This is a genomic window from Rhizobium sp. BK491, from assembly GCF_014194925.1.
Taxonomy (GTDB): Bacteria; Pseudomonadota; Alphaproteobacteria; order Rhizobiales; family Rhizobiaceae; genus Rhizobium.
This window is the reverse complement of record NZ_JACIAR010000001.1, coordinates 922,409-945,946: the sequence shown is the minus strand read 5'-3', so window position 1 is coordinate 945,946 and position 23,538 is coordinate 922,409. Positions and strand designations below refer to the sequence as shown.

Here is a 23,538-nt window from a genome sequence, read left to right as displayed (position 1 = left end):
CGCTATACTCTCCTCGACATCCGGGTCACGATTTCGACTGCTTGACCAGCCCTGAAATGACATCGCGTACGGACATGCCTTCGGCGCGGGCTGCAAAAGTCAGCGCCATGCGGTGTTCCAATATTGGCTCGGCAAGTGCGTGAATATCGTCGATCGACGGGGCAAGCCGGCCCTCGTAAAGGGCGCGGGCACGGGCGCAGAGCATCATCGCCTGGCCGGCACGTGGACCTGGACCCCAGGCGACATGCTTGTCTGTGGAGGCATTGCCCTGGCCCGGGCGGGCAGAGCGCACGAGTGACAGGATCGCATCGACAACGCCGTCGCTGACGGGCATCTGGCGGATGAGCTGCTGGATTTCCAGCAAGCGTTCGGAGTCGATAACAGCCTGCGGCGTCACTTCGCTCAAGCCTGTGGTTTCGAGCAGGATGCGGCGCTCGTCGGCAAGTTCGGGATAATCGACATCGACCTGCAGTAGGAAACGGTCGAGCTGGGCTTCCGGCAGCGGGTAGGTGCCCTCCTGCTCCAGCGGGTTCTGCGTTGCGAGAACGTGGAAGGGCGCGGGTAGGTCATGACGCTGGCCGGCGATGGTGACGTGATATTCCTGCATGGACTGCAGAAGGGCGGACTGCGTGCGCGGCGAGGCGCGGTTGATTTCGTCGGCCATCAGCAATTGCGCGAAGACCGGTCCCTTGACGAAGCGGAAAGAGCGGCGGCCGGTTTCATCCTGGTCCATGACTTCGGAGCCGAGAATATCCGAGGGCATCAGGTCCGGCGTGAACTGCACACGGTTGGAGGCAAGGCCGAGGACGGCGCCGAGTGTCGTCACGAGCTTCGTCTTGGCAAGACCCGGCACGCCGACCAGCAGGGCATGACCGCCGGCAAGAACGGCCAGAAGCGTGTTTTCAACGACGCTTTCCTGACCGAAAATGACCTTCGACACCTCCTGGCGAACGGCGGCGATATCGTCCAGTGCCTTTTCGGCCGAGGCGATGATGGCCTGCTCGTCGAGGCTCGTTTCGGTCGATTTGATCATGCCCATTTGCGTCTCCAATGGCAGAAAAACGGTGCGCGCGATTCGCAGACGTTACACATTTGCCTCATAATCAATACAACTTATCGCCAGCAAGACCGCTGACAAGCACGTTTCAAATGACTATCTCGTGAGAACTGTCATATTCGGGACTAACGACCAACCGGGACAGAAGAATGGCAACCGAGGAAATCAGGACAACGGGCGATGCCGCAAGCCTCGCGGCGCTGATTTCGCGCGCCGCCGGTGATAGCGGCGGCTCCAAGAAGGGTCTGCCGCCGGTCGATCGCTGGAATCCGCCGTTCTGCGGCGATATCGACATGGAGATCCGCGCCGACGGTACCTGGTTCTATCTCGGCACGCCGATCGGCCGCGCGCCTTTGGTGCGGCTGTTTTCCACAGTTCTGCGCAAGGATGACGACGGCAAGACCTATCTCGTCACCCCTGTGGAAAAGGTGGGCATTCGCGTCGTCGATGCGCCTTTCGTGGCCGTCGAGATGAGCGTGACGGAGCGTGAGGGCAGACGGGTGCTGACCTTCCGCACGAATGTCGGCGATGTCGTCGAGGCGGGCAGGGACCATCCGATCCGCTTCGTCATACGCGGCGAGAACGACGAGCTGAAGCCTTATCTGCATGTCCGCGGGCGGCTCGAGGCTCTGGTGACGCGTGCGGTCATGTACGATCTCATCGAACTCGGCGAACCGGTGGAGATTGCCGGGCGAGAGATCTTCTGCGTGCGTTCCGGCAGCTCCATCTTTCCCGTCATGCCGGTTGCCGAATTGGATGCACTGACTCGATGAATGAATTTCCCCTTTATTCCGCGGACGAGTTCCGCCGTCGCGCCCTCCATCAAAGTGGTGGGCCGGTGGAGCTTGCCTGGCGCGATCACGGCGATCATCTCCTCAATCCCGAGACCATATCGCAGGTCGCGGACCTGAAGCTCAAGGATGCCGCGGTGCTTGTGCCCGTCGTCGACAACGGCGACGATGCCAGGGTGATTTTTACGCTCCGGACATCGACGCTCCGCAAGCATTCCGGCCAGATCGCCTTTCCGGGCGGGGCCATCGATCCGGAAGATGCGTCGCCGGAAATGGCGGCGATGCGCGAAGCGGGGGAGGAAATCGGGCTTGCCGACATCTTCATCGAGCCGGTGGCGCGGCTGCCGCATTATCTGGCGGCGACCGGCTTTCGCATCACACCCATTCTTGCCGTGGTAAAACCCGGTTTTCATCTGGCCCTCAATCCGACCGAAGTGGAGGATGCCTTCGAGGTGCCACTCTCCTTCCTGATGAACCCCGACCATCATGTGACCGACACGATGCGATGGCAGGGGACTGAACGCCATTTCTACCGCATGCCCTATGGACAGCGCATGATCTGGGGCATTACCGCCGGCATCGTCCGCACGCTTTATGAAAGGCTTTACACATGATGTCCGTTGCCGATGAGGCCTGGTTTCGCGATGAGGCATTGCAGCGGGTGCTGGCGCTGCTCGATGCCGATGGCGGCGAGGGGCGCGTGGTCGGCGGCGCCGTCCGCAATAGTCTGATGGGCCTGCCAGTCGCCGATATCGACATTGCGACGACCCTCCTGCCCGAAACGGTCGTGGAGAGAGCAGAAGCCGCAGGGATCAAGGCGGTGCCGACGGGCATCGCGCATGGCACGGTCACTTTGGTCATTGATGGAAAACCGTTTGAAATCACGACCTTGCGGCGTGATGTCGAAACAGACGGGCGCCGTGCCGTCGTGGCCTTCAGCCGGGATTGGCAGGCTGATGCCGAGCGGCGCGATTTGACCATCAACGCGCTCTATGCATCCGCCGACGGCGAGGTCGTGGATCTTGTCGGCGGGCTGGCCGATCTGGAGCGCCGCAACATTCGCTTCATCGGCGATGCGGCGACGCGGATTGCCGAGGATCATTTGCGGATTCTGCGCTTCTTCCGCTTTTTCGCCTATTACGGCAGCGGCCGTCCGGATGCGGAGGGCTTGCGCGCCTGTGCTGCGGCAAAATCAAAGATTTCAACACTCTCGGCAGAGCGTGTCTGGTCGGAAATGAAGAAGCTGCTGGCGGCTCCAGACCCGGGCAGGGCGCTGCTTTGGATGCGCCAGATCGGCATTTTGACCGAAGTGCTGCCGGAAACCGAGAAATGGGGAATCGACGCCATTCCTGGATTGATTGCCGTCGAACAGGCTCTCGGTTGGCCGGCGGAGGCTCTGCTTCGCCTTGCTGCCATCGTACCGCCCGATGCGGCAAGGCTTGCCAAGCTTGCCGAGCGGCTGCGCCTCTCGAAAGCGGAAGGCGCCTATCTGCAGGCTTGGGCGAATGCGCCGATCGTCAAGGACGACATCTCGGAAGTGGCCTTCGATCGCCTGCTTTATCGCCATGATCAAACCGGCGTTGCGGTTCGCCTGAAGCTCGCGCTGGCCGTTGCCCGCAGCAAGGCGGAGGGCGATTTCGAGGAAATGGCGCGCGTGGCGCGGCTTGGGAAATTGCTGGAACGAGCGTCAAACTGGAAGAAGCCTGCTTTCCCGCTTAATGGCGCGGATGCGCTTGCCGCGGGCGTCGGTGCCGGGCCGCGCGTGGGCGAGCTTCTCGGCAAGATCGAGCAGGAGTGGCTAGACGGGAATTTTGCGATGAACCGGGCGAGCCTTCTCGCCCGACTAAAGGATTTGGCCAATGCCTGATAATGAGGCCTGACTGGCGGGCCCGCCAATCAGGCCGCGTTGGCCTCGTCGCGAATCCGGGCCTTGATATTGTCGACCATGTTTTCGCGGATGATGGTTTCGCCATGCGCTTCGCGCATGTGCTCGACCGCGCGGCGCACCACCTCGGCGTCATCCTTGGCGCGGGTGTGCCAGGCGCAACCGGGCACGAGCGTACCACATTCGAACAGTCGCATATCTTCCTCCTCATCTTTCAACGGATTCTCGCCCTACAAAGGACCTGAAGGCCTAAACGCAACGAACGAGAAAAGGTTTCTGCCGTTCGGCAAGCCTTCCGCTTGCCGGTGGCGGCCTTCCGGACATTAATCCGGCATTGCCCAGGATTTGAAGCAATCCGAGGATTGATATCGTGTGATAGGCGCCTGCTTGGCCGAACGATCGGCCGCGAAGCGGGCGATATCGCTTGGAGATTTGCCCGCCAGCTGCATCCTCACCTGCTCCAGGAAGCAGGAGAGCGGTAGATCGGATCCACTGCGGGTCCGCATATCCTCTGCCAGTCGGATGATGAACTCCGGACTATCGACGGTGCGCGATAGTTTCTGTTCCTTCGAAGCTTCCGTGACTTGTTTCTCTGCTGCCATTACAACCTCCTCCGATTGAACGAGCATTAGGTCACTTAGGCACTCCTCCCGCTGATTTCAGGGCGTTGTCCGATCATTTAATGTTGAACGTTCAAGCGCATCGCGATCTTTCAATCGTTTACTGCGCTTGAGGTTTCCCGCATGCCGCGATCGCAAAATTGCCGCCCAGCTTACGCGACACGCCTCAAGGCCAACGCACCACCGGCGGCAGAGACGATAGGATCGACTCGACGTTACCGCCTGTCTTCAACCCGAATATTGTACCCCTATCGTAGAGCAAATTGAACTCCACATAACGTCCGCGGCGAATTAATTGCTCATCGCGGTCTTCTTCCGTCCATGTTTCGTTGAAATTGGATCGGACGATGCGCGGATAGACCATCGCGAAGGCGCGGCCGACGTCGCGCGTGAAGGCGAAATCCGCGTTCCAGCCACCGGCTTCCTCTGTCGAATGCAGCCAGTCAAAGAAGATGCCGCCGATGCCGCGCGGCTCGTTGCGGTGCTTCAGGAAGAAATATTCGTCACACCAGCTCTTGTAGCGCTGATAGTCGGCGACGGCATGACGATCGCAGACGATCTGCATGGCGCGATGGAAGAGGGCGCTGTCCGGATCTTCCTGGGTGCGGCGGCGATCGAGCACCGGCGTCAGGTCGGCGCCGCCGCCGAACCATTGGCTCGTCGTCACCACCATGCGGGTGTTCATATGCACGGCCGGCACATTCGGATTGACGGGGTGGGCGATCAGCGAGAGCCCCGAGGCCCAAAAGCGGGGGTCTTCCTCGGCGCCAGGAATCTGGCTGCGAAAGTCGGGAGAGAATTCGCCATAGACCGTCGAGGTGTGGACGCCGACCTTTTCGAAGACGCGGCCCTCCATCATCGACATGCGGCCACCGCCGCCCTGGCCCTTGTCGCGCTGCCAGTCCTTGGCGATGAAGCGGCCCGGTTCCTGGTCGGAAAGAGGGCCGGTCAGCTCGCTTTCCAGCTGCTCGAACTCCGCGCAGATCGTGTCGCGCAGGCCTTCGAACCAGTTTCGCGCTGCCTCCTTCTTTTCTTCAATATCCTCGGGTAATCCCTTGGGAAGATTGGGTCGTTCCATTCACGCTCTCCGACGATGCGAGCAGCCGGCGGCCCGCGATTCGCACCGTATGTATCGTGATTTGGAATATCAGCAAGATTGCGGCGCAGCCAGTGCAGCAACGCCGCAGGAGAATCGACTCGCAAATTTCACACTGCGGTATTATGTTCCCTCTCTCAAAGGCGAGGTTTTATCATGAAGATACCCGGACCGCCGCCCCTGGATGGGTTGAGAAACAGAATATTCCGTTACCGGCAGGACCATCCCGCCGGTGGAAAGAGCGAATTCGTTCGCGAGACCTTTTGTCTCAGTCGCCCGGAAGCGCGCGAAAAGGCGCGTGAATGGTTCAACGAATTCCCCAAGGCTGCCTATTGGACTGAAGTGGAAAGCTGGCGCCAGGTCGACGGCGATCGCATCGAGTTCACCATGCGGCGTCTGCCATCGGCGGACTGAACTGGGCGACATGGCCCGCATCGACGGGTGATGGCTCTCGAAGTGCGTTCCCGTTTCTCCGAGGCGCGTTGGCGATGTGCTGCGAGTTCAATGCGGTACGGGCGGTGGCGTATCATCCGACGGGCCGAATGCGGGCGGCTGAGCGCTTGGCATCGGCCTCGCGGAGATAGCTTTCTTGACCTTCTCGATTGCAGTCGTAGTGCCGCCGGCCGGAGCCGGAGGAGACTTTGTCTCTGGTATTGCCGCCGGTTCGGCCGCGGCACCGAGCCTTGCAGCTTGGTGTTCTCCAGCTTTCTGATTTCCGGCGATGGGCGATGCCGCGAGAATTTCCATCAGCGTGGTGGTCACCGGCAGGTGCCCGCCCAAGTCGGTGTTCGTGTGATGCCACGCTTGCGCAACACGCCGATCGGCATGAATGAATGCTCGGGAGTTGATTTCGCCGAACCAGTCCCATTCCCCCATGACGTCGACGACATCCGTGAAAACAGGCGGCATAGCGATGCGTGCGCCGATCGTCACGATCTTTGCATGCCGCGCCAACTCGGTGATCCGCGCTTCATCCTGTTTACAGAGGTTATGGAGTGCAGCCGACAGCACGAGGTTTCCCTTGGAGTGGCCGGTCAGCAGACGGAAGGAAAGGCGGGGATCGGCAAGAAGCGCCTGCACCGTTCTGGTGTCCAGGCTGGTGCGGGCCGCAGTTCCATCGCGCTGCGCTCCAACCTTGGGCCGGCCGGCAAGATCATCCAGGCTTTCAAGCAGCGGCCGCAGCCCCCTCAAATGACCGAAGAAAAACGATCCGCCGAAGGCTTCGGTGATGGCATCGGCTATGCCGTAGCCTGAGACGACGACCGCGACCGGCGCGTCGATCGCATCGGCCACATTGCGGGCAAAGGCGGCCGCACCGAGCGCGGAACCGCCGATGCCGGCGACTGCGAGCGCCCGGGCATTACCGCCGCCGCGCAAGACGAATTCATCAATGGTTTCGCAGAGGGTGAGCGCCCCAAGACCGCTTGGCGGCACGATCAGGATCGCGCCTTCGGCGGCGAGCGAGTCACTGATGTAGAAAGCTTCTTCGGGTGTGATGACCTTGACGTCGTAGAACAGCGCATCGAGAGCGAGGTTGCGCTGGCGAAGGCCTTCAAGCGCAAGGTTGCGCAAAGGGGAGTGCTGGAGCCGTTCGGGGAGGCTTAGTGTACGGGCGAACTGCGTAAGGGAAAGCGTGAATGCCGTCTGGAACATGGGTCACCTCGTCAAGGCTGCCTGAGTTAGAGCATTCCAGAGCGAAGCTTCTCACACTTTATCCGGCGTGCCAACGTCTATTCCGGTGCGACATTCAGGCTCGGTGCCGAGGACGACGGCCATTGTGTTTGCCGCAGTGCTTCACCTGAAATCATAGCGGCGGACATGGCGACATTGATCGAGCGCTGACCCTCGACCATGGGGATCAGGATGCGGCCATCGGTTCTGTCATGCACGTGGTCCGGCACACCGGCGCTTTCGCGGCCGAAGAGGAGAATATCGTCGTCGCGATAAGTAAAATCCGTGTAGCGCTGCGCGGCCTTTGTGGAGGCCAGCACCAGCCGACGTCCGCTTTCCCGTCTCCATGCCTCGAAGCGCTCCCAATTGACGTGCCTGGTCAGGTTGACGGCGGCAAGATAATCCATGCCGGCGCGCTTCAGATTGCGGTCGGATATGTCGAAGCCGGCTGGCTCGATAATGTCGACGCCGAGGCCGAGGCAGGCGGCAAGCCGCAGGATCGTGCCAGTGTTGCCGGGAATATCGGGTTGGTAGAGGGCGATGCGGAGCTTGGTCATATGTTGCAACTAGCGAAATCGCCTGGATTTGTCCCAGATTTTTCGCGTGTCCTTCATTTCTGTGATGTCTCCCATCAGCAGAATTGAAGGATTTAGCCCATTTTTCAGGCATATTTCGCTTTTCAAACAGAAAAAGTCGCGCTAAAAGACGCCTGCTCTACAACTTGCGAAAGAAGGAGGCTCAGATGGATATCTTGTTTATGATGCTGCGCCTCGGTGCCGTGAACCCACGGATTTGAAGAGCGCTACTAGGCGCATATTCGCAAGTATCCCCCTTCTTTAAGTCATTGCGCGGCCACTATGGCCTCGTCGTTTTACCGCCCGGCCACCATATGAATCTGCGATCTTTCAGCGCAGTGGGTGGTCGAAGGGTCGAGTCTTTGGAGCATTTCCATGTTTAGCTGGTTCGAACGCCGACTAAATCCATTTCCGAGTGAGGTGCCGGATACGCCGCCGCGTGGCCTCTTCGCCTTCTGCTGGCATTATTCCAAGCCGGCCCTGCCTTGGCTGATCGCCATGAGCATTCTCACCATGTCGATCGCGATTGGCGAGGTGGCGTTGTTCCAGTTCCTCGGCGATATCGTCGACTGGCTGACGCATGCGGATAAGGCGACCTTCCTGCAGACGGAATGGCACAAGCTGTTCTGGATGGGGGCGATGGTGCTGATCGGCTTGCCGGCTGCGGCGATCCTCGACAGCTTCATCATGCACCAGGTGCTGCTCGGCAACTATCCGATGATCGCGCGTTGGCAGATGCACCGCTTCCTGCTGCGCCACAGCATGACCTTTTTTGCCAATGAGTTCGCAGGCCGCGTCGCCACCAAGGTAATGCAGACCTCGCTTGCCGTGCGCGAAACGGTCATGAAGATCCTCGATGTCTTCGTCTACGTCGTCACCTATTTCCTGTCGATGATCCTCGTCATCGCGGCGGCCGACTGGCGGCTGATGATTCCGATCCTGGTCTGGCTTGGCGTCTATATCGCCATCGTCGCCTATTTCGTGCCGGTGCTGCGCAAGATCGCCGCGCAGCAGGCCGACGCGCGCTCGATGATGACGGGCCGTGTGGTCGACAGCTACACCAACATCGCCACGGTGAAGCTGTTCTCGCATGCGGGCCGCGAAGAGACATATGCCAGGGCGGGTATGGAGGAATTCCTCAATACCGTGCACAAGCAGATGCGCAAGGTCACGCTGTTCCACGCCTCGGTCTATTTCAACAACTGCGCGGCGCTGTTCATCGTCTCGGCTCTGTCGATCTGGTTCTGGCTCAGCGGCTCGATCTCGGTCGGCTCCATCGCCATCGCCATCGGCCTTGCGATGCGCGTCAACGGTATGTCGCAATGGGTGATGTGGGAAGTTTCGGCGCTCTTCGAAAACATCGGCACCGTCTATGACGGCATGGAGATGATGACGAAGCCGCACGATATCGTCGACAAGCCCGCGGCATCGCCGATCGTGGCCAAGCAGGGCGCGATCCGCTTCGACCACATTCGCTTCCATTACGGCAAGGCGAAGGGTGTCATGGAGGATCTGACCCTCGATATCCGCGCTGGCGAAAAGGTCGGCCTTGTCGGCCGTTCCGGCGCCGGCAAGACGACGCTCATGAACCTGCTGCTGCGCTTCTACGATCTGGAGGGCGGTCGCATTACCATCGACGGCCACGATATCGCGGGTGTGACGCAGGACAGCCTTCGCTCGATGATCGGTGTGGTGACGCAGGATACCTCGCTGCTGCACCGTTCCATCCGCGACAACATCGCCTACGGCCGTCCGGACGCCACCGATGAGGACATCATCCAGGCGGCCAAGCGCGCCAATGCCTGGGACTTCATCGAAGGTCTGGTGGATATGCATGGCCGCACCGGGCTCGACGCTCAGGTCGGCGAGCGGGGTGTGAAACTGTCAGGCGGCCAGCGGCAGCGTATCGCCATCGCCCGCGTCTTCCTGAAGGACGCGCCGATCCTGGTGCTCGACGAGGCAACCTCGGCGCTCGATTCCGAAGTGGAAGCGGCGATCCAGGAAAACCTCTTCGCGCTGATGCATGGCAAGACGGTGATCGCCATCGCCCACCGCCTGTCGACGCTGACCGAGATGGATCGCCTCGTCGTTCTCGACAAGGGCCGGATCATCGAGATGGGCACACATCAGGCGCTGGTCCAGCAGGGCGGCATCTATGCCGAACTCTGGAGCCGGCAGTCGGGTGGCTTCCTCGCCGACCATGAAGAGGTCGAGACGGCGGCACAATAATGAGACGGACGACTGGGGCGCCAAGGTGCCCCAGTCGTTGTTTCCTGAGTGGCTATTTTTCAGAAATCCAAAACGTAACGAAGAAGTCTGGAAGACGATGTTGCGGGCTAGCGGCTCGCCAGAGCGAGTTGCGCCGCGAGCAATCCGAACGCAGTCGCGAAGCTTCGCCGCATCCATGATTGCACCGTTTGATTCGAGACGATATGGCGGCGCAGGCGAGCTGCGAATACGCCATAGGCTGCGAAAATGATGAAGGTGAGCGCCATGAAGACCAGGCTGAGCTTCAGCATCAGCATGATCGGGCTTGTCTGATCCGGCGTCACGAATTGAGGCAGGAAGGCGAAGAAAAAGATCGACAATTTGGGATTGAGCAAATTGATCAGGATTGCCGAGCCAATCACCTGTCGCATGCTCTTGTCGGTCGGTGCGCCGTCAATGCGCAAAATACCCTTTTCCAAAAACATCGACCAAGCCATGTAGAGCAGATAGGCCACTCCCAGCCATTTGAGCGCTTGAAACGCCACGGCGCTGGTGTGCAGGAGTGCGGCGAGGCCGCTTATCGCCGCAAGCAAATGCGGGATGATGCCAAGCGTGCAGCCGAATGCGGCGACCACACTCGCCCTCGTGCCGCCAGACAATCCGGCGGCAAGCGTGTAGATCGCGCCCGTGCCGGGAGAGGCAACGATGATGAAGGTCGTGATCAGAAACTCGATGTTCATGCGACAGCCCCCACGGAGGAGGGGAATATCGGCGGTAAGGCCTGAGTCGAGATGCCTGTTTCGGCGGCTGATCCACGCGAGGTGTCCTGATGGACTCTCGGGGAAGCTTTCTCGACGACGTGAGCCGTCGCCGTACGATTTCGCGCGGTGAAATATCCGACTGTTAGGTTTGTCGCGGGCAAGGTGTCGAGCAACCACGGATGCTGTCGATACATGGCGTCGGCTTGGGTAGCGTGCATGACTCTCACTCGATAATGGCTTGCGGCAATATCGAGGCATCGCGTTTTCCGGTCTTGAATGAAATTGCAGTTCAACCGGCATTTTGCGCTCGACGCTCAATGCGTCGCTCACGACCGTTGGCAACTTGACCGGTCGATCCCGGCTCCGTTTTACAGTTCTTGTAGGGTTGCAGGGAATATGGCGTTCACTGATAAATCGCGGACGAAATTCGGTCTGCGTTCAGGTGAGGAAGGAGAGGTTGAGATCGGAATTTCGAGGAATTTTCATTGTTTTTGTTGCTGCGCGGTATGTGCTGATCGCCTATTTTGCGTCGCGCCAGAGAAAAACGCTGCGGAATTCCCTAGTTTTTCATATGCTTAACTTCCCTCCGCGGAGAAGGGGAAGATTGAGCTCCAGCCTTGCGACGCATTAACGCAGTTTTGCCGCGACATTGTGCCCTGACCCCTTGCCAAGACTGGACATAATTTGCGATCAAGCTTAGAACGCAGCGGGTTACGGAGGAATCTATGGCGGAATTATGGTCGCATTGATTCGCCGTTAGTGAGAGGGGTACCGCGGTTTTTGCCGTGGTTTGCGGGAAGAGGATGTGCAGCTTTGAGCGAGCATAGTACGACAGTTGAGTCCACCGGCGAACCTACTCGCCGGGATTTCCTTTATTTGACGACAGGTATGGCCGGTGCGGTGGGTGCAGTTGCCGTCGCATGGCCGTTTATCGACCAGATGCGGCCCGACGCATCGACACTCGCTCTTGCATCCATCGAAGTCGATGTGTCGAGCCTTGAGCCCGGCATGTCGTTGACGGTGAAATGGCGCGGTAAGCCCGTCTTCATCCGTAACCGCACGCAGAAAGAAATCGACGATGCCAAGGGCACGCAGCTTTCGGACCTGAAAGATCCGGTCGCTCGCAACGCCAATCTACCGTCCGATGCACAGGCAACCGACGTTGCCCGTTCGGCCGGCGAGGGCAAGGAAAACTGGCTCGTCATGATCGGCGTCTGCACTCATCTCGGCTGCATTCCTCTCGGTCAAGCGGGCGAATATGGCGGGTGGTTCTGTCCCTGCCATGGCTCGGTCTACGACACCGCCGGCCGCATACGCCACGGGCCTGCGCCGATGAATCTTGCGATTCCGCAATATGCGTTCACGTCGGAAAAGAAGATCAAGGTCGGTTGAGGGGGAGCTGAAACATGAGTGGTCATTCGTCTTACGAGCCATCCACAGGGCTCGAAAAATGGGTCGACGCGCGGCTTCCGCTGCCACGTATGGTCTATGATAGTTTCATCGCCTATCCGGTTCCGCGCAACCTGAACTATGCCTATACGTTCGGCGCCATGCTGGCGGTCATGCTGGTCCTGCAGATCCTGACCGGCGTTGTGCTGGCCATGCACTATGCGGCCAATACGGCGATCGCCTTCAATTCGGTCGAAAAGATCGTCCGCGACGTCAATCACGGCTGGCTGTTGCGCTATATGCACGCCAACGGCGCATCTTTCTTCTTCGTGGCCGTCTACCTGCACATTGCCCGCGGCCTCTACTACGGCTCCTACAAGGCGCCGCGCGAAATCCTCTGGATTCTCGGCGTGATCATCTACCTCCTGATGATGGCAACCGCCTTCATGGGCTACGTTCTGCCCTGGGGCCAGATGTCCTTCTGGGGTGCGACCGTCATCACCGGCTTCTTCTCGGCCTTTCCATGGGTCGGCGACTGGATCCAGACCTTCCTGCTCGGCGGCTTTGCCGTCGATGATCCGACGCTCAACCGCTTCTTCTCGCTGCACTATCTGCTGCCGTTCATGATTGCAGGTGTCGTCATCCTGCATATCTGGGCGCTGCATGTGACCGGCCAGACGAACCCGACCGGCGTCGAAGTCAAGCTGAAGACCGACACTGTTGCCTTCACGCCCTACGCGACGTTAAAGGATGCGCTTGGCGTCTCCATCTTCCTGCTGGTCTTCGCCTATTTCGTCTTCTACCTGCCAAACTTCCTTGGTCATGCCGATAACTACATCCCGGCCAACCCGCTGAAGACGCCGGCTCACATCGTTCCGGAATGGTACTTCCTGCCGTTCTACGCGATGCTGCGCTCGATCACCTTCAACATTGGCCCGATCGACTCCAAGCTCGGCGGCGTTCTGACGATGTTCGGCGCCATCATCGTGCTGTTCTTCCTGCCCTGGCTCGATACGTCGAAGATCCGCTCGGCTGTCTATCGCCCGTGGTACAAGCTGTTCTTCTGGCTGTTCATCGCCGATGCCATCCTGCTCGGCTGGCTGGGCTCGCAGCCCGCGGAAGGCATCTACACCACGGCTGCGCAGTTTGCGACGCTGTTCTACTTCCTCTTCTTCCTCGTCATCATGCCGGTTCTCGGCATTGTCGAGACACCGAGGCGCATTCCAAATTCGATTACGGAAGCGGTTCTTGAGAAACAAGGCGGTAAAGTTGCCGCTTCGGTTCAAGCATAACCGGCGATAGAGGAAGAAAACGATGAAAAAACTTGTTGTCGGCCTTCTATCCCTGACGCTCATCGGAGGCCTCTCGACCGCCGCCGTGATCGCTGCGGAAACGAAGCCTGCCGCAGAAGCAGAGACGCCGCACTATCCGCTGAAGGAGCCGCGCGAGCAGCATTGGACCTTCTCCGGCCCATTCGGCTATTATGACAAGGCTCAGCTTCAGCGCGGCCTCAAGGTCTATACGGAAGTCTGTTCCGCCTGCCATTCGATGAAGCTGGTGGCTTACCGCACGTTGGAAGACCTTGGCTATACGGAAGCACAGGTGAAGGCCTTTGCTGCCAACTACGAAGTGCAGGACGGCCCGAACCCTCAGGGTGAAATGTTCACCCGCAAGGCGCTTCCGTCTGACCATTTCAACTCGCCGTTCCCGAATGACGAAGCGGCCGCAGCCTCCAACAACGGGGCCGTGCCGCCCGACATGTCGCTGCTTGCCAAGGCACGCGAAATCGAGCGCGGCTTCCCGCAGTTCATCTTCGATATTTTCACCCAGTATCAGGAAGGTGGGCCGGACTATATCTACTCGCTTCTGACCGGTTACGAAGAGCCGCCGGCCGGTTTTAAGGTGCCGCAAAACTCGCACTACAATCCGTATTTCGATGCGGCCGCGACCTTTGCGATGCCGAAGCCGCTTTCGGATGGTCAGGTGACCTACGACGACGGTTCGCCGCAGACGGTGGACCAATACGCTCGCGACGTATCTGCCTTCCTGATGTGGACATCCGAGCCGCATTTGGAAGATCGCAAGCACCTCGGCTTCATGGTCATGGTGTTCCTGCTGATCTTCTCAATCTTGATTTATCTCACCAAGCGTTCCGTCTATGCCAAGGCCGGCGCTCACTGAGCATCGCACAATGATCGAGAAAAGGCGGCCCGGCGAGGCCGCCTTTTTTGTTGGTATAGCGCCCTGGTATTGATAGGGTGCAGCCGGCCCTATCACAGCCTGAGAGACTATATTTGATGAACACTATTGCTTCGGAGCTTGCCGCCAGCATCCGCTCCATTCCGGACTATCCCAAGCCCGGCATCATCTTCCGCGACATCACGACGATGCTTGGCGATGCCAGGGCATTCCGTCGTGCCGTCGATGCGCTGGTGCAGCCTTACGCCGGCACGAAGATCGACAAGGTTGCCGGCATGGAGGCACGGGGCTTCATTCTCGGAGGGGCGGTGGCGCACCAGCTGTCGTCCGGCTTCGTGCCGATCCGCAAGAAGGGCAAGCTGCCGCACGACATCGTCCGCATCGCCTACAGCCTGGAATATGGTGTCGACGAAATGGAGATGCACCGTGATGCGGTCAATCCGGGTGAGAGGGTCATTCTCGTCGACGATCTGATCGCGACGGGCGGCACCGCCGTCGGCGCGACGAAGCTTCTGCGCCAGATCGGTGCCGAAGTGGTCGCCGCCTGCTTTGTCATCGACCTGCCTGATCTTGGCGGCCGCAGGAAGCTCGAGGAGCTTGACGTGCCAGTACATACGCTGGTGGAATTCGCCGGCCACTAAATGGCCGAAAGGACTGTTGGGGCCGCTCCGAACGGCCCCGCAGCTCGCTATTCAAAAGCCAGAACGCTGCTTTCGAAGCGCAGGGCCGGAGCGCCGTCCTGGTTCACTCCATCGCAGGCGAGCGTATAGAGCGTCCAGCCAGCGCGCGAGGCCAATGGGCGGCTGTCAAGGATCGTGACGCCATAGCTGATCGTATCACCGGCGAAGACGGGCCGCAGCCATTGCAGGTTTTTGAAGCCAGGCGAGGGGCCGAGGATGGGCGGCGTCTTGCCTTCGGCAATCAACCGGGCCTGTTCGGACTTCCAAAAATCGACGAAGCTGCGCATCCACATAGAGCAGCTATGCCAGCCGGAAGCGCAGAGACCGCCGAACAGGGAGTGCTTGGCCGCTTCCGCATCCATATGGAAGATCTGTGGATCGAAGCGCGAGGCAAAGTGCACGATGCCTTCAGGCGTAAACGTATGGCTGCCGATATCGATGCGTTCGCCGACGGCATAGAGTTCGTTCATCTTCATGCCGAAACCTCCGAGACGCTGCGCATGCGGATCATGACCGCGTTCTCTCCGAGGCAGACCAGTTCGCCGCGTTGGTTTTCGACCTCATGGCGGAACCTGACGATGCCGATACCCGGACGGGAGCGCATGGGACGGGCCTCGACGACGATCGATCGGCCCGACAGGGTATCATCAGCCAGAACCGGCTTCTTCCACTCCATAAAATCGATGCCCGGCGCGCCTTGCGCATCGGTGGCAAGGAGATAGGAATCGCACATCATGCGCATGAACACCGCCGAGGTGTGCCAGCCGGAAGCGGCAAGGCCGCCGAGAATGCTGGCGCGGCCCGCTTCCTCATCCAGATGCATCGGCTGCGGATCGAATTCCCTGGCGAATTCGATGATCTCCCCCGCCGTTACATGTTTCGGGCCGAGCGGAAATTCTCGCCCCGGCTGGAAGTCTTCGTAGACGAATTTCGTCATGTCTTCTCTCCTCCTCCACGTCTCGTTTATCGGCAAATCGCATGGCCGGCCGTGGTGGCGCAAGCATTTTCACGGTCAATATAAGGAAGGGACGACGATGACTGTCTATTGGCCGCCGACAGCCCTTGATTGTATGCCGGCGATATGTTGAGGCTTGGGTCGTGGCAAGATGGTATGAGAGCTAGAATGAGCGAACTCAAAGTCGCACTGGAAGAAGCAGCAGGCGCGGGGATCATTTCCTCCAGTCAGGCCGAGAGATTGCTGCCCTATCTGGCGGACAAGAACATCGGTGCGTTGCCGACCGGACAGGGTCTCCCGGCACCGCGTTTTCCGGATGATCCCAACCCTCTGGAAGATACGGAAGCGCCGCGTTTCGTGCGAGGCTTTCATGATGTGCTCATCACCATCGGTCTCGTCGTTCTGCTCATCGGGCTATGGGGGCTCGCGAACCGCTATGCGCCCTTGCTGGCGATCGTCGTCCTGGCCGAGATCCTGGTGCGCCGACAGCGGCTGGCGCTTCCGGCCGTGGTCTTGACCGTCGCGCTCGTTGTCTGGGTTTTCTACATGGTGGTCAGCTATGTGAGTTCCACACCGACGCTGAGCGATAATTTTACGATCGGCGCAATCGTCCTGGTGGCGCCATTCCCGCTGTCGCTGGCATTGTTTTACTGGCGCTACCGCGTGCCGCTGTCGCTGGCCTTGTTCCTGTTTTCACTGTTCGGCCTGTTTCTCGCCGCGGTCTTCTATGTCGCCGGCACGGTAACTGGCTCTTCGAATGTGCCGGCGGATTACCCCATCCAGACGATGATGATCTTGCTGGTGACTGCTCTTGGCAGCTTTGCATTGGCAATGCGTTATGATCTCAGCGATCCGCAGAGGGTTACGCGCCGTTCCGACGTGGCCTTCTGGCTGCATCTCGCAACGGCGCCGGCTCTACTTTATTCGATGATCCTCTTGGCCCTGCGTCTCGAGCTCGCCAGCAGCGGCATCGTCTTCACCAATCTCACAGATGCCCTCTTCGGGGGCTATCTGCAGGCGGTGACCGTCCTCGTGGCGGTGCTGGTGATGATGCTGATTGGGCTTATCATCGATCGCCGCGCTTTCGTGACCGCCGGCCTCGTATCGCTGGGCTTGGCGACGGCGGCCATCCTCAGGCACAACAATGCCGGGCTCGACAAGGTCGGCTTCCTGGTGCTGATGATTGTAGGTCTGGTCGTCCTCGTGATCGGCATCGGCTGGACCGATCTGCGCCGCCTTATCGTGCGGCGCCTGCCCGCCGGCATGCAAGCGAGATTGCCAGCGCTGAGATAGAGCTTTTCCGCTTTTTCCTCGAATCGGGAAAACGCTCTATCCTTTTGTTTTAACGCAATTCCGGACGGAAAGCCGCTTCGCACTTTTCCTGAAATTGCTTAGGCGCCGGCATCCGAAAAGCGATCAGGTGTTGAAGCGGAAGTGAATGACGTCGCCGTCCTGGACGACATATTCCTTGCCTTCGTCACGGGCTTTGCCGGCTTCTTTCGCGCCGGTTTCGCCGTTATAGGCAACGTAGTCGTCATAGGCTATCGTGTTGGCGCGGATGAAGCCGCGCTCGAAATCCGAGTGGATAACGCCGGCGGCCTGCGGAGCCTTCGTGCCCTGTTCGATCGTCCAGGCACGCGTTTCCTTCGGGCCTACGGTGAAGTAGGTGATGAGGTGGAGGAGCTTGTAGCCTGCGCGGATCAGGCGATCGAGGCCAGCTTCATCGAGGCCGAGCGCGGAGAGGAATTCCTTCGCTTCTTCGTCGGGCAGCTGCGCCACTTCCGCCTCGATGGCGGCGGAGATGATGACGACTTCCGAATTCTGCTCCTTGGCCATGGCGGCGACGGCGTCCGTGTGGTCGTTGCCGGTTGCGGCATCGCCTTCGGCGACGTTGCAGACGTAGAGCACCGGGTGCGAGGTCAGAAGGTTCAGACTCTTGAGGATGCGGATCTCTTCGGCGTCGAGTTTCGACAGCAGCGTGCGCACCGGCTTGCCTTCCTGAAGCAATGCGAGCGACGCATCCATGATCGGCAGCATCGCCATGGATTCCTTGTCCTTACCGGTGGCGCGCTTGCGCGTCTGCTCGGTGCGGCGCTCAAGGCTCTCAAGATCGGCGAGCATCAGCTCGGTCTCGATCGTCTCGGCATCGGCGACCGGATTGATGCGGCCTTCGACGTGGGTGATGTCGCTGTCTTCGAAGCAGCGCAGCACATGCACGATGGCATCGACTTCGCGGATATTGGCAAGGAACTGGTTGCCGAGGCCTTCCCCCTTCGAGGCGCCACGGACGAGACCTGCAATATCAACGAAGGAGATGCGCGTCGGGATCAGTTCCTTCGACTTGGCGATGTCGGCAAGCTTACGCATGCGTGGATCGGGAACCGCGACTTCACCCGTGTTCGGCTCGATCGTGCAGAACGGATAATTCGCCGCCTGCGCTGCCGCCGTCTTGGTCAGCGCGTTGAACAGAGTGGACTTGCCGACATTCGGCAGCCCGACGATACCGCATTTGAAACCCATGGCATCTTGTCCATATCTTGAAAATCTTTGCAGTGCCTATGGGGGAAGGGCCGTTGCGGGTCAAGTCTTGTGCGGAAGCTGAGCCGATTTTCTGCTGAAAGCTGGGCTTCCGGGTGGATGCTGGGCGGCATTGTCCCCTGACGCAACTGTCCTTGAAGGATGTGGTGCGCTGCACTATAATCCTCTCATTAGCCCAAAACCCTTTCCCCTGTCGTCAACGGTGATGCCGATGAGTGACAATGATGTTGTCCTGAAGCCAAAGCCTAAAACGAAGCCGAAGGTCGAAAGGCCGAAGCTCTATAAGATCATTCTCGTGAACGACGATTATACGCCGCGGGAATTCGTCATCATGGTGCTGAAGGCCGTCTTCCGTATGAGCGAGGAGACCGGCTACCGGGTGATGATGACTGCACACAAGCTCGGAACCTGCGTGGTCATGGTCTGCGCGCGGGATGTCGCCGAGACGAAGGCGCAAGAGGCGGTCGATCTTGCTAAAAGCGCTGGATTCCCGCTGATGTTCACGACAGAGCCGGAAGAATAGGATTGGCCGTTCTCACCGCGCGGGGCGGCGGATATGGAAGCCGGTCTTATCCTGCTTGAAGCCGCAATTGGCGTAGAAGCGCAGCGTTGCCGGGTTCTTCGAGCCGGTCAGCAGCATGACCTTGTAGCAGTTCTTTTCCCAGGCAGTTGCGAATGCCGCACGGATGACTGCGCCGGCAAGGCCGCGCTGACGGTAATCGGCGTGGGTTACTACGTTCTCGATCAAAGCATAGGGCGCACCGCCGCGCGTGAGATTGGGAATGACGACCAGCGTCACGGATGAGATGGCCTTGTCGCCGTCAAAGGCGGCGAGGATCGTCATGCCGGGATGAGTGAGGATTTCTGCGAGGCGGCTTTGCGCCAGTTGCAGATCCAACACCGGGTCTTCCGTGTTCAGGTGCCGATAAAGGGCAAGCAGCGTCGGAAGGTCCGCCATTGCGACCGAACGGATTGGGAGGTTTGGGGCGTCTGCGACTGCTGGCTGCGGCACCTCAATCGTCCTTCTTGCCGAACATCCGCTTCAGCATTTCCGCCATAGGCCCGGTTTCCGGAACCTTTGGCTTGATCTGATTGCGCGCCTGATGAATGTGGGACTTGGCGGGCGCTTTCTTTTCCGGCTTTGGTGCGTCTTCTTCCGGCTTGCCGCCGAGGGCAAGCGCGATCTTGTTCATCAGCTGCGAATCCTCGCCGCGCACCAGCATGTCGGCATTGTCGGCGAGCGCATCGAACAACGGGTCCAGCCAGTCCTTGTCCACTTTGGCGAAATCGCCGAGAACGTGGTTATGCACCAATTCCTTGGCACCGGGATGGCCGATGCCCAGCCGCAGACGGCGATATTCCTTGCCGCAATGGGCATCGATCGACTTGATGCCGTTGTGGCCGCCATGGCCGCCGCCCGTCTTCAGCCGCGCCTTGCCGGCCGGCAGATCCAGTTCATCGTAGATGACAACGAGATCGGACGGCTGCAGCTTGTAGAAGCGCATGGCTTCGCCGACGGCTTCGCCGGAGAGGTTCATGAAGGTTTGCGGCTTGATGAGCAGCACCTTCTGGCCGCCGAGCTCGCCTTCGGCAATCTCCGCCTTGAATTTCCTCGACCAGGGCGAAAAGCTGTGGCGACGATAGATCGCATCTACGGCCATGAAGCCGATATTGTGGCGGTTGCCTTGATACTTGGCGCCCGGATTGCCGAGGCCCGCGATGAGAAGCATGCGCTTCATCCCTTGGAAAATACCGATGGCCTTCACCACAGCGATTTGACGGCAAAGTCAAGGCGGCATGCGGTCAGTCGCCCAGGTGAAGGCCGTACTTCAGGAAAATCTGGCGCTGCGTGCCGTTTGCGATCAGCATGTCGAGCGCCGTCTGCATTCGGCCTTGGAGTTCGGCAGGAAAATCCTTCTGGCATGCAATGCCCATGGGCTGCTGGGAAAGGATCGTCACTTTCTCGACGGCATTGCCTTCTTTGCGCAGCTTGTCGAAATAAAATTCCGAGATCGGCATCAAGTCGATACGATCGTTCATCAGCTTCTTCAGGGTAGCTTTGAAATCGCTGCCGATGTCGATGCGCGGGAAATTATTCCGGCGCAGGATCGCTTCCGTATAGTCTTCGCGCCATGTGCCGACGATATATTTCTTGGCTTCGGCGATGGTCGTTGCGGCAACGTTGGAGCCGCTATGCTTGATTAGAACGTTGCGATCGATCAGTAGCGGCTGTATCCATTTAAAGAGCTTGTCGCGCTCCTCATTATGCGCAGTGACGAATACGCAGGTCATCGGCTCCGCCAGAGCCTGATTGTAGGCTCTCGCCCACGGCATGACATCGATCGTGTAGTCGACTCCGATATCGGCCATAAGCTTTTGTATCTGCTCGGTGGCTGCGCCGACGGGCGTCTTGCCTTCACGATAGTTGAAGGGTGGATATTCCTCGGTGGTGAAATGAACGCTTTCGGCGCGGGCCGGAAAGAGACATGAAAACGAAAGCAGGCTGGTGGCGATTATGAACAGCAGCCCTCGCATCCGGCTCTCCATTGCTATGACGCCTGCGCCACGGGGGAAGGGCGGTCTTCCTGCAGGCTCGCCAGCGTCTTCATGAGGTTGTCGGGATGCAGCGGGCGATAGAAAAGATAGCCTTGGCCGTAGTCGATACCCATCGTACGAAGGGTTGCGCATTCCTCTTCCGTTTCCACGCCTTCGGCAATCACCGTACAGTTCATCTTGTGCGACAGAGTGGTAATGCTTTCGACCAGCATGCGGCTCTTGGCGCTGACATCGGAGGCGGTATCGTTGATCGCGCGGATGAAGGATTGGTCGATCTTGATGATATCGACCGGGAAACGGTTGATATAGCTCAGCGAGGAATAACCCGTGCCGAAGTCGTCGAGCGCGATGCGGCAGCCATAGTGGCAAATCTCGTTGATGACCATGCGTGTCTCGGGATTGTCGTCCATGAGCACGGCCTCGGTGATTTCCACGACGATGCGCCGGGGTGCGATTTCGTAGCGTGACAACAGAGCCGCCATGCGCAGCGGCAATTCGGATTCGAATTGCAGCGGCGAGAAGTTGATGGCGAGATAGGTATCCTGCATGCCCTCGATCCGCGAGAGACGGGCAAAATCGGCGATAGCCTTCTCCATGATGCGGTTGCCGATGCGAATGATCGAGCCGGTCTCTTCTGCGACCTCGATGATGCGGCCAGGGGGCAGGATACCTTTCTGCGGGTGATGCAGGCGCATCAGCGCCTCGAAGCCGGCGATAGAGCGGTCATCTATATTCACCACGGGCTGCAGATAGGCCTCGAACCAGTCTTCGTTGAGGCCGGTTTCGATATGGCTCTCGAGTTCGGCGCGGCGGCGGGAGTCGTCCAGCATGCCGCTGTCGAAAATCTGTGCGCCATTCTTGCCATCGCGCTTCTTGGCATACATGGCGATATCGGATTTCAACAGCAGTTCGGCCGCATTGGCGGCTTGACGCGGGTAGATCGCGATCCCGATGCTGGCGCTGAGGCGCGCATCGCCGACGAAGGGCGCCTCGAAGACCTCGGCGATGAGGGCGGTCATTTCGATTGCTCTTGCTTCGGCATTCTCGGCCAGAAGCAGCATGGCAAATTCATCGCCGCCGAGGCGGGCGGCAATATCGCCCGGCGTCATGCATTTCTGCAGGCGCGATACCAATTCGCGCAGTGCAGCGTCGCCGGCAGCATGGCCCATATTGTCGTTGATCCATTTGAAACGGTCGAGATCGACGAAGAGGCAGGCGAGTTCGCGCTTGCGCAGGTCGGCTTCGTTGATCTTGGCATCCAGCGCGCTCTCGAAGCCCTGGCGGTTGAGAAGGCCGGTCAGATGGTCGGTAATCGCCTGCCGCAGAATACGGTCTTCGGATTGCTTGAGTTCGGTGACGTCGGTCATGACGGAGAGCGACAGGCCATCCTGGATCGCTGTTGTCTCAAGGATAAGGACATCCATGACCCTCCCATCCCGGCAGAGGAATTTTACCGTGACGTCGATGCGGGCGGCGCTGTGGGTGTTGCCGCGTTTGCGCTCGACATATTGCGTGCGCGAATCCAGCGAGACCAGGCTCGCAAACTCGCGTCCGATCACTTCGGCACGATCATAGCCCGTGGTGGCAAGCCAATAGTCGCTGACGGCCGCGATGCACTCGTCCTTGTCGAGCGAAAAGAGCATGGCGGGCGTTAGATTATAGGTGTCGGTTGCCCGGCGGTGGGCAAGCTTAAGTTCGTTTTCCTCTCGTTGCAGCTTGCTCTGCATGTCGTTGAAACTGCTTGCAAGCCGGCCCATTTCATCATTCGACTGCCAGTCGACATGATGGCGCGAGCCGAGCCTTCGCGTCGCCTCGATGGCATGCGTCAACCGCATCAGCGGCTGGATGACGAAGATGCGATTGCCGATCAGCGCCGCGCCGAACACAGTCAGGACGGCGAAGATGAAGATGGAGATGAAGACGATCTCCTCGCTCTTCAGGCCGTCGAAGAGGCCGAGCTTAGGATAATAGACCGTGATGGTCCCAAGCCGTTTCGCACCATCGATGCCGTTATAGATGATCGGCCGGTCAATGGACTCGAGATCGCCCTTGTATGATTTCGGAATGGTCGATTGCGTGACGTCGAGCTGGCCGGAAAGATCGCGGACATTGACACGGACGATCGCGCCTTCCGCAACGGTCGTCGCACTGATCTGGGTCACGCTGTCTTCGTCCAGATCCCATAGCGGTTTTGCAAGGGCTTGGGCATTGGCGACGAGGAGAACGGTTATGTGATCCTTGATTTCCTTTTCCGCGCGTTCAGACGACAGAAAAAGGAATAGGACGAAGAGTGGCGCCACGAAAATCAGTAGCGCACCGCAGACGATCGCGAAAAACCTGTTTTCGACCGAATGACTCATAATTCCGTTAGCTCCCCAGCCATAGACCAGCAGATCTTGGGGCCGCATTCTACAACTCTTTCGCGTAGGTTTTCATGAATCCGTTAAATGTTGCTGAAACTGTGGGGTTAATGGAAATCAACCAATAGTATAGATTCCAAATCGTTCTTAGTTTTACTTTCTCTAATATTTATTTCTAGGCATAAAAAACCCGCCGT

Annotated in this window: 25 protein-coding genes; 11 read left to right on the top strand and 14 right to left on the bottom strand. The window is 59.2% G+C overall.

The genetic code is table 11. The features are described from left to right. Nucleotides 1-25: 25 nt before the first annotated feature. Nucleotides 26-1,039, bottom strand: a complete 1,014-nt coding sequence (locus FHX05_RS04745) for a MoxR family ATPase (protein WP_183870808.1) — start codon at nucleotides 1,037-1,039, stop codon at nucleotides 26-28. A 167-nt stretch (nucleotides 1,040-1,206) separates the two neighbouring features. Here FHX05_RS04745 and FHX05_RS04740 point away from each other — a divergent pair, with 167 nt between their 5' ends. From FHX05_RS04740 to FHX05_RS04730, 3 genes are read left to right on the top strand one after another with little or no spacing between them, the layout of a single operon-like run. Next, complete coding sequence (locus FHX05_RS04740; protein WP_112604882.1) at nucleotides 1,207-1,830, top strand: DUF1285 domain-containing protein; 624 nt, start codon at nucleotides 1,207-1,209, stop codon at nucleotides 1,828-1,830. Further along, the gene (locus FHX05_RS04735; protein ID WP_183870807.1) at nucleotides 1,827-2,462 is read left to right on the top strand and encodes a CoA pyrophosphatase; all 636 of its coding nucleotides are present in this window, start codon (nucleotides 1,827-1,829) and stop codon (nucleotides 2,460-2,462) included. Before FHX05_RS04740 ends, FHX05_RS04735 begins: the two co-directional genes overlap by 4 nt. Continuing rightward, nucleotides 2,459-3,715 carry a CCA tRNA nucleotidyltransferase gene (locus FHX05_RS04730; RefSeq protein WP_183870806.1) on the top strand — a complete coding sequence of 419 codons (1,257 nt, stop codon included), beginning with the start codon at nucleotides 2,459-2,461 and terminating at the stop codon, nucleotides 3,713-3,715. The genes FHX05_RS04735 and FHX05_RS04730 overlap by 4 nt, the downstream gene beginning before the upstream one ends. A 29-nt stretch (nucleotides 3,716-3,744) precedes the next feature. Here FHX05_RS04730 and FHX05_RS04725 read toward each other — a convergent pair whose 3' ends face one another. The 3 genes from FHX05_RS04725 to hemF all read right to left on the bottom strand — a co-directional run bounded on the left by FHX05_RS04725 (nucleotide 3,745) and on the right by hemF (nucleotide 5,431). Continuing rightward, nucleotides 3,745-3,930 carry a DUF1059 domain-containing protein gene (locus FHX05_RS04725; RefSeq protein ID WP_075851104.1) on the bottom strand — a complete coding sequence of 62 codons (186 nt, stop codon included), beginning with the start codon at nucleotides 3,928-3,930 and terminating at the stop codon, nucleotides 3,745-3,747. A gap of 126 nt (nucleotides 3,931-4,056) precedes the next feature. Further along, nucleotides 4,057-4,335, bottom strand: coding sequence for a hypothetical protein (locus tag FHX05_RS04720; protein ID WP_015340633.1), 279 nt, complete (start codon nucleotides 4,333-4,335; stop codon nucleotides 4,057-4,059). Nucleotides 4,336-4,519: 184 nt separating this feature from the next. Further along, nucleotides 4,520-5,431 (bottom strand): oxygen-dependent coproporphyrinogen oxidase, encoded by a 912-nt coding sequence (gene hemF / locus FHX05_RS04715; RefSeq protein WP_183870805.1) that lies wholly within the window; start codon nucleotides 5,429-5,431, stop codon nucleotides 4,520-4,522. Nucleotides 5,432-5,602: 171 nt separating this feature from the next. Here hemF and FHX05_RS04710 point away from each other — a divergent pair, with 171 nt between their 5' ends. Next, nucleotides 5,603-5,863 carry a hypothetical protein gene (locus tag FHX05_RS04710; protein WP_041677939.1) on the top strand — a complete coding sequence of 87 codons (261 nt, stop codon included), beginning with the start codon at nucleotides 5,603-5,605 and terminating at the stop codon, nucleotides 5,861-5,863. 87 nt (nucleotides 5,864-5,950) lie between these two features. Here the strand turns inward: FHX05_RS04710 and FHX05_RS04705 are convergent, their stop codons facing one another. Both FHX05_RS04705 and FHX05_RS04700 read right to left on the bottom strand, forming a co-directional pair. Next, nucleotides 5,951-7,102, bottom strand: a complete 1,152-nt coding sequence (locus tag FHX05_RS04705) for a hypothetical protein (protein ID WP_183870804.1) — start codon at nucleotides 7,100-7,102, stop codon at nucleotides 5,951-5,953. A 77-nt stretch (nucleotides 7,103-7,179) separates the two neighbouring features. Then, the gene (locus FHX05_RS04700; protein ID WP_183870803.1) at nucleotides 7,180-7,677 is read right to left on the bottom strand and encodes a tRNA (cytidine(34)-2'-O)-methyltransferase; all 498 of its coding nucleotides are present in this window, start codon (nucleotides 7,675-7,677) and stop codon (nucleotides 7,180-7,182) included. 393 nt (nucleotides 7,678-8,070) lie between these two features. Here FHX05_RS04700 and FHX05_RS04695 point away from each other — a divergent pair, with 393 nt between their 5' ends. After that, on the top strand, nucleotides 8,071-9,924 hold the full coding sequence (locus FHX05_RS04695) for an ABC transporter ATP-binding protein (RefSeq protein WP_183870802.1): 1,854 nt from the start codon (nucleotides 8,071-8,073) through the stop codon (nucleotides 9,922-9,924). Nucleotides 9,925-10,031: 107 nt separating this feature from the next. Here FHX05_RS04695 and FHX05_RS04690 read toward each other — a convergent pair whose 3' ends face one another. Then, nucleotides 10,032-10,643: a LysE family translocator gene (locus FHX05_RS04690; protein ID WP_183871188.1), complete on the bottom strand. Its 612-nt coding sequence runs from the start codon at nucleotides 10,641-10,643 to the stop codon at nucleotides 10,032-10,034. A gap of 834 nt (nucleotides 10,644-11,477) precedes the next feature. Here FHX05_RS04690 and petA point away from each other — a divergent pair. The 4 genes from petA to FHX05_RS04670 all read left to right on the top strand — a co-directional run bounded on the left by petA (nucleotide 11,478) and on the right by FHX05_RS04670 (nucleotide 14,893). Further along, nucleotides 11,478-12,056: a ubiquinol-cytochrome c reductase iron-sulfur subunit gene (petA, locus tag FHX05_RS04685; protein WP_112413579.1), complete on the top strand. Its 579-nt coding sequence runs from the start codon at nucleotides 11,478-11,480 to the stop codon at nucleotides 12,054-12,056. A gap of 14 nt (nucleotides 12,057-12,070) precedes the next feature. Next, nucleotides 12,071-13,345: a cytochrome b N-terminal domain-containing protein gene (locus FHX05_RS04680; protein WP_112413580.1), complete on the top strand. Its 1,275-nt coding sequence runs from the start codon at nucleotides 12,071-12,073 to the stop codon at nucleotides 13,343-13,345. Nucleotides 13,346-13,367: 22 nt separating this feature from the next. After that, nucleotides 13,368-14,234: a cytochrome c1 gene (locus FHX05_RS04675; RefSeq protein ID WP_112334311.1), complete on the top strand. Its 867-nt coding sequence runs from the start codon at nucleotides 13,368-13,370 to the stop codon at nucleotides 14,232-14,234. Between the two features lie 116 nt (nucleotides 14,235-14,350). Beyond that, the gene (locus FHX05_RS04670) at nucleotides 14,351-14,893 is read left to right on the top strand and encodes an adenine phosphoribosyltransferase (RefSeq protein WP_112334312.1); all 543 of its coding nucleotides are present in this window, start codon (nucleotides 14,351-14,353) and stop codon (nucleotides 14,891-14,893) included. Nucleotides 14,894-14,940: 47 nt separating this feature from the next. Here the strand turns inward: FHX05_RS04670 and FHX05_RS04665 are convergent, their stop codons facing one another. Together FHX05_RS04665 and FHX05_RS04660 are read right to left on the bottom strand one after the other, a co-directional pair. Further along, nucleotides 14,941-15,408, bottom strand: coding sequence for a MaoC family dehydratase (locus FHX05_RS04665; RefSeq protein WP_112399087.1), 468 nt, complete (start codon nucleotides 15,406-15,408; stop codon nucleotides 14,941-14,943). Next, complete coding sequence (locus FHX05_RS04660) at nucleotides 15,405-15,869, bottom strand: MaoC family dehydratase (RefSeq protein WP_112399086.1); 465 nt, start codon at nucleotides 15,867-15,869, stop codon at nucleotides 15,405-15,407. The genes FHX05_RS04665 and FHX05_RS04660 overlap by 4 nt, the downstream gene beginning before the upstream one ends. 186 nt (nucleotides 15,870-16,055) lie before the next feature. Here FHX05_RS04660 and FHX05_RS04655 point away from each other — a divergent pair, with 186 nt between their 5' ends. Continuing rightward, entirely contained in the window at nucleotides 16,056-17,180 is a 1,125-nt protein-coding gene (locus FHX05_RS04655) for a hypothetical protein (protein ID WP_183870801.1), read from the top strand. Between the two features lie 123 nt (nucleotides 17,181-17,303). Here FHX05_RS04655 and ychF read toward each other — a convergent pair whose 3' ends face one another. Further along, entirely contained in the window at nucleotides 17,304-18,407 is a 1,104-nt protein-coding gene (gene ychF, locus FHX05_RS04650; protein WP_183870800.1) for a redox-regulated ATPase YchF, read from the bottom strand. A gap of 229 nt (nucleotides 18,408-18,636) precedes the next feature. Here ychF and clpS point away from each other — a divergent pair, with 229 nt between their 5' ends. Then, nucleotides 18,637-18,948, top strand: coding sequence for an ATP-dependent Clp protease adapter ClpS (gene clpS, locus FHX05_RS04645; RefSeq protein ID WP_112334317.1), 312 nt, complete (start codon nucleotides 18,637-18,639; stop codon nucleotides 18,946-18,948). A gap of 12 nt (nucleotides 18,949-18,960) precedes the next feature. On the opposite strand, the gene FHX05_RS04640 is transcribed toward clpS, so the two are convergent. From FHX05_RS04640 to FHX05_RS04625, 4 genes are all read right to left on the bottom strand, one after another. Next, nucleotides 18,961-19,383 carry a GNAT family N-acetyltransferase gene (locus FHX05_RS04640; protein ID WP_183871187.1) on the bottom strand — a complete coding sequence of 141 codons (423 nt, stop codon included), beginning with the start codon at nucleotides 19,381-19,383 and terminating at the stop codon, nucleotides 18,961-18,963. 55 nt (nucleotides 19,384-19,438) lie between these two features. Then, nucleotides 19,439-20,155, bottom strand: coding sequence for an aminoacyl-tRNA hydrolase (pth, locus tag FHX05_RS04635; protein WP_183870799.1), 717 nt, complete (start codon nucleotides 20,153-20,155; stop codon nucleotides 19,439-19,441). Between the two features lie 73 nt (nucleotides 20,156-20,228). Continuing rightward, nucleotides 20,229-20,960: a transporter substrate-binding domain-containing protein gene (locus FHX05_RS04630; RefSeq protein ID WP_183870798.1), complete on the bottom strand. Its 732-nt coding sequence runs from the start codon at nucleotides 20,958-20,960 to the stop codon at nucleotides 20,229-20,231. A gap of 14 nt (nucleotides 20,961-20,974) precedes the next feature. Beyond that, on the bottom strand, nucleotides 20,975-23,341 hold the full coding sequence (locus FHX05_RS04625) for an EAL domain-containing protein (RefSeq protein ID WP_183871186.1): 2,367 nt from the start codon (nucleotides 23,339-23,341) through the stop codon (nucleotides 20,975-20,977). Nucleotides 23,342-23,538: the final 197 nt, after the last annotated feature.